Here is a 14244-nt window from a genome sequence, read left to right on the forward strand (position 1 = left end):
ATATTCGGTATTTCACTTTGTCTTGACCGCTGCAAGCGCCAAACCGAGCACCGTTTCGCTCAGCGTGTAGAGCGAGGCATTCTCGGTGTAGACAAGCATGCAATCGATAGGTTTTCCAGGATAGAGCGGCGCCAGGATCTCACGATAGATTGCGAGCTGCGCCTTGTGCGCGAAGGGGATCGCCTCTTGCGTCGCCGGCGGCACCCGATTGGTCTTGTAGTCGAGAATGACGACGCGATCGGCAAGGACGGCAAGCCGGTCGATGCGGCCGGAGACAGCATAGCGCCTGCCTTCGAGCGTCAATGTTCCCATGATCGAGACTTCGGGCTGGGCTTGTGCCCCGAGCACGGCCTGCAGGCCGTGCTCGTTCAATAGTTTCAGAACCGAATCGACAAGCTTGCGCCGCTCGGCGTCCGGCCAGAACCGTGCCGCCCGCTCGGCATAGCGGCTCGCCGCGTCGCGCCGTTCGCCCGGTGGAATGTCGGGAAGCGCCTGCAGCATGCGATGGATCAGCCTGCCCTTCTCCAGCGAACGATCGCTGCGTTCCTTCTCGGCAAACAGCGGAGATGCGACGAGCAGGCCGCCGTCGTCCTCGTCGATGATCGTCCCGGCGCCGGAAGGGCTGAGCGGCCGGGGCAGCTCAGCCTGCGGCGGCAATGGCCGCAACAGGCCGTCCGGCAGCGTCTCTTCGCTGTCGCGCTCTTGAGCGCGGTCGGCCCGCTCGAAGCTCCGCTCCACCCGCGGCACGCGCCATTTGATCCCCGGCCATTCGCCGTCGGGACCGGAGAACGTGGTCGCCTCGACATGCGGATGGTCGTCGCTGAGGGCCGCCGAAATCATCATATGCCAGGTGTCGTTGTTCACCCGCACGCCGCGATAGCCGCAGACAACAAGCCGGTCGGCGGCCCGCGTCATGGCGACATAGAGCAACCGGCGGTATTCTTCCTCGGCCAGCATCTGGATCCGCGCCGCATCGTTCTGCGTCAGCGAATTGGCGAGATCGGAGACGGGGACCCAGACGGGCATCGGCGGCTCGTCGGCGTCGGTCTCGATCAGGCGCAACTTCGGAAGATGGGTGTGGGTGAAGGCCTTTGAACCGCCGTCGACCAGGAAAACGATCGGTGCCTCCAGGCCCTTGGAGGCATGCACCGTCATGATCCGCACCTCGTTGCGCCCCTTGTCCTGCTCGCGCTTCACCACAGGTGCTTCGAGTTCCAGCGTCGAGATGAAGGATTGCAGCCCGGGAAGACCGGAGCTTTCGTGGTCGAGGGTGAAGGTCAGGAATTCGTCGAGAATATCGCTGACCTCGGTGCCGAGCCGGGCAAGGAATTGCCGCCGCCCGCCATGGCTGCCGAGCACGCGCGCATAGAAATCATGAACCGGCAGGCTCCTGGATTGCCGAAGGAACAGCTCCAGCGTCTCCACGGCGGTGCGGAAACGCTCGGTGCCGTCGGCGGCGAAGCGTTGGAGATGGCTCCAGACGCTCTCATTGTCGCCGCGCAGGCCGGCGACCGCAAAGATGTCGTCATCGGAGAGATCGAAAAGCGGGCTCTTCAGCACGGCGGCGAGCGAAAGGCCGTCTTCCGGCAGAAGCAGGAAACGGCCGAGCGCCAGCAGATCCTGCACGGCGATATGGCTGGTCAGCACCAGCCTGTCGGCGCCGGCGACCGGAATGTCGCCGCGCCGCTTCAACGCGCGCGTCAGCGCATTGACGAAGGCGTCGCGCTTGCGCACCAGCACCAGGATGTCGCCGGCTTCGATCAGGCGCTCCTTGCCTTTCTCGACGATCGTCTCGCGCCCGACGAGCGCGCCGATCGAATGGGCGATCCGTCGTGCGAGGATTGCGGCCGGCGCGCTTTCTGGCGTCGCATCGAAGGGCGCCGTCCAGTCCTCCTCCTTCACCACCGCTTCCGGCGCGATCATTTCCCAGAGATCGACGGCGCCGGGATGTCCGATGCGGCTGGAGCGATGCACGACCGGTTCGCCGAGCGCGCTCAAGCCACGCGCATTGCCGGGCGACGTGAAGATCTCGTCGACGGCTTCGAGCACGTCGGCGGTCGAGCGGAAGGAGAGCGGCAGCCGGACGGAGGAAAAATTCTGGCCGCTGTCGGAGACGCGCCGCCGCGTCCGGTCGCTTTCCTCGGAAAAACGCTCGGGCCGGGCGCCCTGGAAGGAATAGATCGACTGCTTCTCATCGCCGACGGCAAACAGCGTGCGCACGATCGGCCGGGCGCTTTGACCGGAGAAGAAATCCTCGGCGAGCGACTGGATGACGCTCCACTGGATCGGGCTGGTATCCTGCGCCTCATCGACGAGGATATGATCGATGCCGCGATCGAGCTTGTAGTGGACCCAGGGGCCGACGCCGCTTTTCGTCAGCAGGTCGGCGGTACGGGTGATCAGATCCTCGAAATCGAGCTGGCTGCGCTGCTTCTTCAGTTCCTCATAGTCACGGTTGAGCCGATCGGCGAGCACGAGTGCGGCATGGGTCGCGCCATACATCCGCATCAGCTTCAGCCGGTCGCGGCTTGCAGCGACATGGGCGCGGGCAGCGGCGATGGCGTCCGCCAGCTGCGGGGCCTCGGCAAGCATGGCCTTGACGAAGAATTGCGAGTCGGCCTTAGGCTCGCCCTTCGCCGTCAGAAAGATTTTCTCGAGAAACTGAGCGCGCCTTGCCTCGTCGCGTTCCCGCCCGGCAAGCCTCAGGCCGTAAGCAACCTCCTGCGCCTTCGCGCCACCCTTGTGGTCGGCCAGCGAAAAATAAAGCTCCAGCATGCCGCCCGAAAGCTGCGGCAAAGGCCAATATTGCGCCGCGATCCGGCTTTCCGTGTCGCCGGCGGCAAGGCCGAGCCGTTGGCGCAGCGTCTTCTCGACGCCACCTTGCTGTTCGGCCATTGCGGTGAAACGGCGTATTGCGTTGCGATTGGCGACGATGTCGCCGAGCAGGTTCTCCAGTCCGGATTCGTCGCCGAGATCGAGCACATAGGCGAAGGCCTCGGCCAGAGCGCTGTCTGCCTCGGGCGCGGTTGCCGTCAGCAGCGCCCGGCGCGCGTCGGAAAGCAGTGCGGCTGCCGCACGATCGTCGAGAACCGAGAAATGCCCGGCAACATTGGCCTCCAGCGGGAACTGATGCAGCAGCGCCTCGCAAAAGGCATGGATCGTCTGGATCTTCAACCCGCCGGGTGTTTCCAGCGCCTTGGCAAACAGCCGGCGGGCCTCGGCAAGCTTTATTGCATCAGGCGCCGTCCCCTCGATCTGGGTGATCCGCCGGCTGAGCTCTTCATCGTCGAGCACCACCCAGTCCGCCAGCCGCTCGAAGACGCGGTTCGACATTTCCGAGGCCGCAGCCTTGGTATAGGTGAGGCATAGGATGGCGGAAGGCCGCGCCCCTGATAGCAGCAGACGGATGACGCGCTGGGTCAGGACATGCGTCTTGCCGGAACCGGCATTGGCCGAGACCCACGCCGAACGCTCGGGATCGGAGGCAATCGCCTGCTGGATCGTCGTCCAGCCGATCCAGGCGCGCGGATCGTCGTCGCTCGGAAGAGGCGTGACATCACTCATCGCCGCCGCCCTCCTCGGTCTCGGCCGTCGACCATTCGGAGACGCGGGCGAGATGATCGTAGTCGCCGCCGAAGTCGAATTGCTGCGCCGGGATCAGCCGCGAGGTGAAGCCTTTCTCGCCGGATTGCAGCAGGCCCACGAACTTGACCAGTTGGTCGAGCGATTCCTCGGCGAGATCCATCGCCGATTTCGCTTTGTCGCTGCGCGCCGCGCTCTCATTGTTGACGGTGTCGACCTGAAAACGGCGTCCCGGCCGCAGGCGGACATAGAGCAGGTCCTGCGGCACGAGACTGCCGGCATCACGGAAGGCGCCGGCGCTCAAGGCCGCCGCTTCGAGCGCAAGCTGCGGATCGAGAAGCACACGTGCCTGTGCCGGCGAGGGGTTATAGCCGGTCTTGTAATCGATGATATCGGCAGCGTTCGGTCCGATGACGTCGATCCGGTCGGCGACACCGGTGAGCCGGATATTGATCGCTTCCAGTTCGACGCCGCCCCGCACCTCCGTCAGCGTCTTGCGGATGCCGGGCCGCCGTTCGGCTTCCCATTCGAGGAAGGCGCGGGCGACCGCGCGAAAGCGCGGCCGCCACACCGCATCGATATGTGGCGGTAGCTGCTCCATGTCGAACAGCTCGGAAAGAATGCGTTCCATCGCTGCCGCAGCATCCGGCGTGCCGGCGACATGCGCCTCGCGGATGAACCGGTCGATGATCTTGTGGTAGAGCGTTCCGCGCTCGGCCGCTCCCGGATCGCGGTTGAACGCATCGACAGGATCGAGCCGCAGGATGCGGCGGGCATAGATGGCGTAGGGATCGCGGCGCAGCCGGCCGACCTCACTGAAGGAATAGGATGTCGGCTGCAGTGCCAATGGCGGTTTCGGCGAGGGCCGCTGCGCCGGAGCCTGGGCTTCGTCGCGATCGATCAGGGCCGCCCATCGAAGGAACCGGTTGCCGCGTCCCTTCAATTCCGCTTCGAACGCCTCTCCGGCAAGCGCCAGCAGTCGCTGCAGCCAGCGCGAGGCGACCGTCGGCGTCGAGCCCTGGCGCAGCGCTCTGGAATAGATCAGATGGCGCGTGCCGTTTGCCATCTCGAAGTCATGCGCCAGCTGGCCGATGCGCCGCTCCGGCGGCTCGAGCCCGATTTCCGTCTTCATCATACGCGGAATGAAGGGATTGTTGGCGGTCTGTCCCGGCCAGGTGCCCTCGTTCAGGCCGCCGAGGATGAGGGTGTCGACGCTCTGCAGGCGGGCTTCCAGCGTGCCGAAGATGAAGAGGCGGGGATGGCTGAGCGCCCGCGGCTTCACCGCATGCCCGGCGGCAAGCGCTGCCATGATGTCGATCCATTGCGGCCCGTCGGCCTCCATTTGGCCGTCCGTCTCGATCACTTCGCCGAGCAGGGCGGCCAGCGCATCGCCGGCTTCCCCTGACCAGAGATCGGCGAGATTGCCTCGCGGATCGGCCGCCACCGCTTCGAGCGAGCGGCCGGTGCGCTCTGCCCATTCGGACAAGGTGAAACTCACAGTTTTCCCGCGGTCTTCCGGCCGGTGCCGCAGCAAGGCCGAAGCCAGGGGCTCGGTCGCCCGGGTGACCCGGCCCGCCAAGTCGTAAGCGGCTTCGGCGGCGTCGGGCGCAAGTGCCTTTCGCCATTGCGGCGCGTGCCTGTCGAGCGCCTGTTCGGCAAGCTGATGGGTGAGCAGCGGCTCGAGCGTACTGATATCCACCTCAGCGACACCGCCGCGCAGTGCCAGCAGTTCGAGCGCCTCGGTGGCGGAAATCAATGCGGCGCGGTCCAGGCCGAAGCGCGCCAGCGGATGTTTGAGCAGCGAGACGATCGCCACCGGATCGCCCGGACGCAGCGCTGCTTCCAGCAGCAATTGCAGCAGCGTGCCCTGCGGCGTGGCCGCAAGCGGTGTGCCCGCCGAATCGTCGGCGAGGATGCCGAAGCGGGAAAGCTCGGCCATCACCCGCCGGGCGAGATTGCGGTCCGGCGTGATCAGGGCTGCCCGGCTCTCGCCGTCCTGTCCCGGCTTTTCCAGTGCAAGCCGGAGCGCGATGGCAATCGCGGTCGCTTCCTCGCGCTCGTTGGCGGCTTCGATCAGCGAAACATCGGCGAAGGCTGAAGACAGAGTTCCCGCGGGCAGCTCGCCTTTCCATGCTCCCCAATCGCTGGTCGCCTCCGATGGGGTGAGCGCCCGAGACAGGACTTCGGCGCGCCGCTCAAGATCGGGCTCCGGCCGGTCGAGCAGTGTCACGTCGGCGCGCGTCAGCTTCAGCCGCTTGAGCAGCGACGACAGGCCATATTGCGGATGGCTTCGGCTTGCGGGATTGGCATGCTGGCCGGGTGCCGATTCCGGCGCGACCATCTGCCAGTCTTTCTCGGGCATCGAGAGATCGAGGCCGGGAAGCACGATCACCCCTTCAGGCAGATTGGCGACGGCGGCGATGAGATCGGCGGTGGCGGGCACCGAACCCGTCGAACCGGCGATGATGATCGGTCCGGTGGGTTGCGTCGCCGAAAGCCTGGATGCTTCGGCCCGGAGAATGGCGTTCCTGTGCCGCGCCGGCGAGGATTTGCCGAGTTCGGAAAGCCGCTCCGGCCAGAAGGCGCTGGCGATCTGCAGGAACTCCGCGGTCAGCTGCCACCAGGCGGCATAATCGCCGGTGTCGAGTTTCGACAATTCCGACCAGTCGAGATCCTCGGTTTCGATGGAATCGATCAGCTCGGCAAGATTACGGGCGAGCCAGATCGCATCGGCCGGGCTCGCCGGTGCGACGAGCGGCGAGTCCGAATGGATGTGGCGGACGATGTCCGGCAGCTTGTTTCGCCAGGCAAGGATGAGGCGGGCAAGCTCCAGCAGCCGGGCCGTGTTCGACAGCGGCTGAGCGAGATCGATCGTTGCCGGCAGCGCCTCGTCGAAATAGCCGCTGTCGTCATCGGTTTCTCCGAGAGGACGAATGGCCGGCAGGATCGCCGAGCGGCCGCCGAGCAGATCGACGAATTCTGAACGCAGCACGCGCACGGCGCGCCGGGTCGGCAGATAGATCGTTACCCTCGAAAGCGACAGCGGATCATCGGCCTCATACCGGAAGAGCGGCGTCAATCGGCCGTCGCAAAGCGTCGTCGCCAGCATTTTCAGGAAGGAGCTGCCCGCCGGGATCGTCAGGATGCATGGCTGGTGCCGCTCCGCCATGGCTCACGCGAACGTCCGCAGCCGTCGGATCGTTTCCTCCGCCTCGCCGATCGCTTCCGGTGTTCCCACAGTCAGCCAGTGGCCGTCGAGCACCATGCCGAACAGCCGTTTGCGGGCGATCGCCCTGTCGAAATAGATGTTGAGGTTGAAGGCATCCCGCGGCGCGTCGTCGAACAGCGCCGGGTTCATGGCGATCGCACCGGCATAGACGACGGGATTGTAAGGGTCGTCGCGATACCGCGTCAGCCTTCCATCGGCCGCGAGGCTGAAGTCGTTTTTGCCGTTGTGGCCGGTGGTATCCTCGATGCCAACGCAAAGCAGCGCCATGTCCATGCGTTCGGCATCGAAGAATCCGGCTAAGCGTTGCAGATTGGTCGGTCGCCCCGGCTGTTCGCCGATCCAGAAGAGATCGGCATTCATGACGAAAACATTCTCGCGATCAAGCAGCGTCAGGCCCTTGGCCAGGCCGCCGCCGGAATTCATCAGCGCCTCCCGCTCATCCGATATGATGATGTCGAGGCCGCGATAGGCTTCGAGATGGTCGAGCATCTGGCCGGCATGATGGTGAACATTGACGACGGCGCGTTCAACGCCGGCGGCAACCAGCGAATCCAGCGCGTAGTCGATCATCGGCTTGCCGTCGATCTTCACCAGCGGCTTCGGGATCGTGTCGGTGATCGGGCGCATGCGGGTTCCAAGACCCGCGGCCAGTACCATGGCTTGTCTGATCGTCATGCTGATCCGGAACTTATGATTCGCTTTGGCCTATTCCAGCCCTTGCGCACCAATCGCGCAAGGGGGCAAGCGCTTCGTGCTCGAGCGCGACCCTGAGATAGGCAAGCGTTCGCGGCATATGTTTGAGATAGCCGGGCTTGCCGTCGCGCTGCAAGAGCCGCACCCAGAGACCGGCGAGCTTGCAGTTGCGCTGCGCCGACATGATCGCCCAGGTCTTCATGAATCCGGCTTCGTCGAAGCTGCCCTGTGCACGACGAAGGCTGAGATAATCATCCATCAGCTGCCGGAAGAGGTCCGGTTCGATCGTCACACGCGCATCCTGAACGATCGAGGCGAGATCATAGGCAGTCGGACCGATCATCGCGTCCTGGAAGTCGATGAGGCCGACCTTGCCGATACCGTTTTCCTGTTCGCGCCAGATGATGTTTGGCGAATGGAAATCGCGCAGCAGCAGGTTCGTTTCAGCCGATTGCAGCTCGTCGATCAAATGGTCCCAGATCGCCAGATATTCCGCGCGTTCGGCATCCGTGGGGGCCGTGCCGCGCTTCCAGGCGATATGCCAGTCGAGCACGAGCTGCACTTCCATCTTCATCGCCGTGCGATCGAAGTCCGGAATGTGATGCGTATGCGTTGGAGAAACCAGGATATCCTGCGGAATCTGCATCGAATGAAGATGGGCAAGGCAAGCGACGCTTTGCCGGTAGCGTTCGGCGATTGGCCGTCCGTCGTCATCGAGCACGCCTTCGGTGCCGAGATCTTCGATCAGCAGGATGCCTTTGATATAATCGACCTTATAAATCTCCGGCGCCGCAAAACCGCGCTCACGCAAGGCATCGGCAATCGCGACGAAAGGATAGGCGTTCTGGGCGAGATGCGCGACCTTGGGATAGGGCTTGCCGTCATGGACCGGCGGTCCCTCGGGATGTGGGCGCCAATCCATCAGTATTTTTCGTGGGGCAGCGTCCGGATAGATCGCCTCATAGGCGCGCAGTGAAGCGTCGCCGGTCAGGAAGCGGCGTTTGACAGCCGGATAGCCGGCTTCATCGAGGAAAGCGCGGATCGCCAGGACCCTGCGGATGCGCGAGGCCTGCGGGTCCGAGGCCTTGATCGTTGCGCGGCGACCGCTGCCCTCATGTTCCAAGCCCAGTGTGATACGCTCGACGGGCAGTTCGCCCTCTGCCATCTCGGGCCATTCGACGAGACAGATGCCGTTCTCCAGGGCTTCGTCGAAGCCGAGTTCCGTCAGTTCCGAGGGATCGCCGAGCCGGTAAAGATCGAAATGCGAAATGGGAATGCGCAGATCGTAGGACTGCACCAGCGTGAAGGTCGGGCTCGGGACTTCGAGCCCATCGTCATCGGCCATGGCGCGCAGGATCGCACGGGCGAGCGAAGATTTGCCCGCACCGAGATCGCCGGAAAGAGCCAGGCAATCGCCGGCTTTCAGGGCGAGCGCCAGGTCTTCGCCGAAGCGGATGGTCGCCGCTTCGTCCTTCAGAAAGACCGAGATCGTATCGCCGGTCGTCATTCGGCAGCGGCGGAATGCGGGATGTCGACCGAGGGAATGCGGCAGACCACGGTCGTGCCCTTGCCCGGCTCGCTGTCGATCGTCACGTCGCCGTGATGCAGGCTGACGAAGCTGTCGACGATCGACAGGCCAAGGCCGGCGCCGCCGCGTTTGCCGCTTTTCGCTCCGGTCGCAAAACGATCGAAGACGGTTGCGATCATGTCAGGCGAGATGCCGGGGCCGCGATCGCGGACGGCGAAGACGAAATCCGTGCCGTCGCGGTGGCATTCCAGCGAGATCGAGGTGCCCTCGGGCGAAAAATTCGCCGCATTGGCAAGCAGCTTCAGCAGGATCTGCTTCAGCCGCTGCGGGTCGGCGACGATCGAGCCGAGATAGGCGGGAGCGGTGATTTCAAGCGCCACGCCGCTTTCATGCAGGCGATCGGCGATCTGCATCGACACGTCGTCGAGCAGGTCGTTGAGATCAATATCCGCATAGTTGAGCCGCATGATGCCGGCGTCGACGGTCGCCAGGTCGAGGATATCGTTGACGAGCGTCAGCAGAACCGAGGACGAGGTCGAGATATGGTCGATATATTCGGCCTGCCGGTCGTTCAGCGGTCCGACACCCTGCGTGCGCAGCAGGTCGGTGAAGCCGATGATATTGGTCAGCGGCGAGCGCAGCTCATAGGAAACATGCTGGACGAAATCGTTCTTCAGCTCGTCGGCCTTGCGCAGCGCCTCGTTTTTCTCGGTCAGCGCCCGCTCGGCACGCACGCTGTCCGTCATGTTGACGAAGGTCAGCATGGTCTGGGCGTTCGGTAGCGGGATGACGGCATAATCGAGCACGAGGCCGGAGAAGAGTTCCAGCGTTCCCTGGCCCGAGCGACGTTCGTCGTCGAAGCTGGTGATCAGTTCGGCGAAAGTCTTCCAGCCGTCCGGCCGGTCGTAGGAGGGCGCGCAGGCCTCGCCCAATGCGCGGATATGGGTGCCGGGCTTGGCCTCCGTTTCCGTGATCCCCCAGAGCGCACGGAAGGCCGGATTCGAAAGGCGGATGCGTCCGTCCGGGCCGAACACCGCCACACCTTCGGACAGATGGTCGATCGTTTCGCCCTGCACCTTGACCAGCGTGTTGTAACGCGTTTCGAGATCGACCTGCTCGGTCAGGTTTTCGAACACCCAGGTGGCGCCGCCCTGCGGATGGGCGGTTGCAAAGACGCGCAGCGTCTGCCCGTTCGGCAGGTGCCAGAGATCGGATTGCGTGTCGAGCGCGCGATAGACGGAAAGGGCGGCCTCCTTCCAGCTTTTCCAGTTGAGCTGGTCCGGCAGCTTCTTGGCCGCTCGCAGCCGCTCGAGCAGCTCGCTATTGTCAGGCCGGCCTTCGAGGAAGGCGATGTCGAGCTCCCAGAGCGCGACGAAGGCCTGGTTGTAGAATTGCAGCCGGCGATCGCCGTCGAAGATGGCGACCGGCGTGGCGAGGTGGTCGAGCGTTTCGGCGTGGCTCTTCAGCGTTCGCTCCAGCTCGGCGCGCGCCGCCTCTATGTCGGACACATCGATTGCAATGCCGGCCGAGCCGCCGGGAAGCCTGACGTCGACGACATCGAAGAATGTGCGGTTGCCGTGCACAACAGTCGAAATCGTGTCGTGGAAGGGCGATTCCGGCGTCGTCGTCGCGCGAATACGCTCGCGCGCCACGGTCGTCAGCATCTCGCGGCCTTCATTGATCGCCTGCTGCGGCGATCGCGCTTCGACTGCCTCGCCATAAGCCTGGTTGACCCAGGTCAGCCGGCCCGCCGGGTCGCGCTGCCAGGCCGGCATGTCGATCGCGTCGAGCATGGTCTGGAAGGACGAGATCGAGGTCATCAGCCGGTCGCGCTCGATCCTGAGCTCCGCAAGCTCGGCGCGCAGATTGTTGAGCGCCACGAAGCGGACGAAGGCCCGCCCGCCGGAAACCCGGCCCTGCGCCTCGAGGATTTCGTCGCGGATGGTTTCGACCACCATATCGAAGCTCTGCGCCCCGTCGCGCAGCCGGTCGATCGCCTTTTCCAGATCGGCGGCCGAGCGTGACTTCAGCCAGAGGCCGAAGGCCAGGAATTCGCCGTCCTGCGGCGCGCCGGTCTCCGGCGGAAGCTGGCCGAGCAGTTCGGGGCGGGTATTGCCGTCCCAGATAACGATCCGCCGGTTCTTGTCGGCGATCAGAGCCTGGTATTGCGAAATGCGCTGCTGCGCATCGGAAAGCGCCGAGCGGATTTCCCGGCTCTCGTTTTCCAGATTGCCGCGCTGGCGCACGAGCCAGAGTGTCGAAAGCAGCGCTGCCGATATGACGCCGATGACGACGGAAACGCCGACGACCTGCGAGGATGTGAAGAGGTGAGCCGAGGCTGCCGCCTGCTGCTCGCCCTGTGCCAGAACCGGCCGCGCCAGCGCGGCAAGCGCCGTGCCGGCCGCGCAGGCTTTCAGAAAGCGCGCCAATGATCGATGCTCTTGCTTTGCGGCCTCGTGTGCCGTTGCAGATTTATGTTCTTGACCTGTCATGACGAGGCGGCGATCGGCGCGAGCGCCATCATCCGCCTGACCGGGCAGGCTGTTTTTCATTTCCGACATCCGCGGTATGTCTCCGTCCTTCAATGTGCCGCATTACGACAAGACATCCCATTTTCGAGCGGTCGGACGGGGTCCGGCGTCCCGAATCAAGTCTTAAAACAATACTTCGGAAGGGAATCGGCGGGAAGGGAGCGCCCAAAAAATAAGCCGCGGCATTTGTCAATGCCGCGGCTTCTACATCTTGTGGATATTAACGATAAGATCAATATCTGTAGTGGTCGGACTTGAACGGACCCTTCGGTGAGACGCCGATATAGGCAGCCTGTTCCGCAGAAAGCTCCGTCAGCTTCACGCCGAGCTTGTCGAGATGCAGGCGCGCGACCTTCTCATCGAGATGCTTCGGCAGGATATAGACCTGGTTCGAATACTGGCCGGGCTTGGTGAAGAGCTCGATCTGCGCCAGCGTCTGGTTGGTGAAGGAGGCCGACATCACGAAGGACGGATGGCCGGTCGCGTTGCCGAGGTTGAGCAGGCGGCCTTCGGAAAGCAGGATAATGCGGTTGCCCTTGGGGAACTCGATCAGGTCGACCTGCGGCTTGACGTTGGTCCACTTGAGATTGCGCAAGGCAGCGACTTCGATTTCGTTGTCGAAGTGACCGATATTGCCGACGATCGCCATATCCTTCATCGCCCGCATATGGTCGATGCGGATGACGTCCTTGTTGCCTGTCGTGGTGATGAAGATATCGGCCGAGGAAACGACGTCTTCGAGCAGCACGACTTCATAACCGTCCATGGCGGCCTGCAGGGCGCAGATCGGATCGGCTTCGGTGACCTTGACGCGGGCGCCGGCGCCGGAGAGCGAAGCGGCAGAACCCTTGCCGACGTCGCCGTAGCCGCAGACGACGGCAACCTTGCCGGCCATCATCACGTCGGTGCCGCGGCGGATACCGTCAACCAGCGATTCCTTGCAGCCGTACTTGTTGTCGAACTTCGACTTGGTGACGGAGTCGTTGACGTTGATTGCCGGGAAGGGCAGCAGGCCCTTCTGGCTGAGCTGGTAGAGGCGGTTGACGCCGGTCGTCGTTTCCTCGGTAACGCCCTTGATCGCGTCGCGCTGCTTGGTGAACCAGCCGGGAGAAGCCGCAAGGCGCTTCTTGATCTGTGCGAAGAGGATTTCCTCTTCCTCGGAATGCGGATGGGACAGCACGTCCTCGCCGGCTTCGGCGCGGGCGCCGAGCAGGATGTACATGGTGGCGTCGCCGCCGTCATCGAGGATCATGTTGGAAAGGCCGCCATCGGCCCACTGGAAGATCTTGTCGGTATAGACCCAGTAATCCTCGAGCGACTCGCCCTTAATGGCGAAGACAGGTACGCCGGCGGCGGCGATCGCGGCAGCGGCATGATCCTGCGTCGAGAAGATGTTGCACGAAGCCCAGCGCACTTCGGCGCCGAGCGCCACCAGCGTTTCGATGAGCACGGCCGTCTGGATGGTCATATGCAGCGAGCCGGTGATGCGCGCGCCCTTCAGCGGCTTTGTCTGGCCGAATTCGGCGCGGCAGGACATCAGCCCCGGCATTTCGGTTTCGGCAATGGTGATTTCCTTGCGGCCGAAATCCGCAAGCCCGATATCGGCGACGACATAATCTTTTTCAGTGCTCATAGAGGTCTCCAGGCTGAAAAACGTCTCAAAATTGGCGCAGGCGCGAGATGACCGCGCGATGGATGGGCCGCGTGCATAACAACAAAAAGCTAAGTGCATCGCACGTTCAATGCGACATGCTTTAGCGCACGGCATGTCCGCCGTTTAGCAGGCTTCGCATGCGAAGGCAATAAGGATATAAAGAAGTCTTTATATGTTTATATGAGCTCGGCCGAGCTCACATCTCTTCGCCGAACCGGTTCTGGATCAGTTGGTCGAGCGCTTCCAGCGCTTCTTGCGCCTGGCTGCCGCTCGCCGAGACGACGACGCTCGAGCCGGGGCTTGCCGCAAGCATCATCAGGCCCATGATCGAGGTGCCGCCGACCGTCATTCCGTCCTTGGAAACGGTGATGGCGGCGTCGAAGGTCTCGACCATCTGCACGAATTTGGCGGAGGCGCGCGCGTGAAGACCGCGCTTGTTGATGATGAGGAGTTCCCGGGAGAGCGATGTCATGAAGGGCCGTTATTTTCCGCTGAGCACGCGGCTCGCGACATTGATATATTTTCGCCCGGCTTCGGAAGCCTCCACCAGCGCTTTCTCCATGTTGTTCTCGCCGCGCACGCCGGCGAGCTTGATCAGCATCGGCAGGTTGACGCCGGCAATGACTTCGGTATGGCCGCTGCTCATGACTGATATGGCGAGATTGGACGGCGTGCCGCCGAACATGTCGGTCAGAATGACGACGCCATGGCCGTCATCGGCACCGGAAACAGCTTCCAGAATGTCCTGCCGTCTTTGATCCATGTCGTCTTCGGGGCCAATACAGACCGTCTCGATGAATTTCTGAGGACCGACGACGTGCTCGACAGCATGACGAAACTCTTCAGCCAGCTTGCCATGAGTGACAAGCACAAGTCCGATCATGATATTACTGCTCCCATATACGCGAACGGTGGCCCCAATATCGCAATGCAGCAATTACGTCCACCGGTGGCGGCACATCTTGGCTATGAAAAGCCGAAGTGCAAGATAAAAATGCGAATATATAAGGCAGATTGATCAATCCGA

The 14244-nt window shown here is 63.3% G+C and carries 8 protein-coding genes; all 8 read right to left on the reverse strand.

What is annotated here, in order from left to right; translation table 11 throughout:
- Positions 1–12: 12 nt before the first annotated feature.
- The 8 genes from addA to CO666_RS02300 all read right to left on the reverse strand — a co-directional run bounded on the left by addA (position 13) and on the right by CO666_RS02300 (position 14100).
- Positions 13–3564, reverse strand: a complete 3552-nt coding sequence (gene addA / locus CO666_RS02265; RefSeq protein ID WP_097610510.1) for a double-strand break repair helicase AddA — start codon at positions 3562–3564, stop codon at positions 13–15.
- The gene (gene addB, locus CO666_RS02270; RefSeq protein WP_097610511.1) at positions 3557–6751 is read right to left on the reverse strand and encodes a double-strand break repair protein AddB; all 3195 of its coding nucleotides are present in this window, start codon (positions 6749–6751) and stop codon (positions 3557–3559) included. Before addB ends, addA begins: the two co-directional genes overlap by 8 nt.
- A 3-nt stretch (positions 6752–6754) precedes the next feature.
- A complete protein-coding gene (locus tag CO666_RS02275) occupies positions 6755–7486 on the reverse strand; it encodes a nucleotidyltransferase family protein (protein ID WP_097610512.1) in 732 nt (243 codons plus the stop codon).
- A 13-nt stretch (positions 7487–7499) separates the two neighbouring features.
- A complete protein-coding gene (tsaE, locus tag CO666_RS02280) occupies positions 7500–9011 on the reverse strand; it encodes a tRNA (adenosine(37)-N6)-threonylcarbamoyltransferase complex ATPase subunit type 1 TsaE (RefSeq protein WP_097610513.1) in 1512 nt (503 codons plus the stop codon).
- Entirely contained in the window at positions 9008–11593 is a 2586-nt protein-coding gene (locus CO666_RS02285) for a PAS domain-containing sensor histidine kinase (RefSeq protein WP_097610514.1), read from the reverse strand. Before CO666_RS02285 ends, tsaE begins: the two co-directional genes overlap by 4 nt.
- 202 nt (positions 11594–11795) lie before the next feature.
- Positions 11796–13196, reverse strand: coding sequence for an adenosylhomocysteinase (gene ahcY, locus CO666_RS02290; RefSeq protein WP_097610515.1), 1401 nt, complete (start codon positions 13194–13196; stop codon positions 11796–11798).
- A gap of 217 nt (positions 13197–13413) precedes the next feature.
- Positions 13414–13689 carry an HPr family phosphocarrier protein gene (locus tag CO666_RS02295; RefSeq protein ID WP_097610516.1) on the reverse strand — a complete coding sequence of 92 codons (276 nt, stop codon included), beginning with the start codon at positions 13687–13689 and terminating at the stop codon, positions 13414–13416.
- A gap of 9 nt (positions 13690–13698) precedes the next feature.
- Positions 13699–14100: a PTS sugar transporter subunit IIA gene (locus CO666_RS02300; RefSeq protein ID WP_003544139.1), complete on the reverse strand. Its 402-nt coding sequence runs from the start codon at positions 14098–14100 to the stop codon at positions 13699–13701.
- Between the last annotated feature and the right edge of the window lie 144 nt (positions 14101–14244).

It is taken from the genome of Rhizobium chutanense (genome assembly GCF_002531935.1).
GTDB classification, from domain to species: domain Bacteria; phylum Pseudomonadota; class Alphaproteobacteria; order Rhizobiales; family Rhizobiaceae; genus Rhizobium; species Rhizobium chutanense.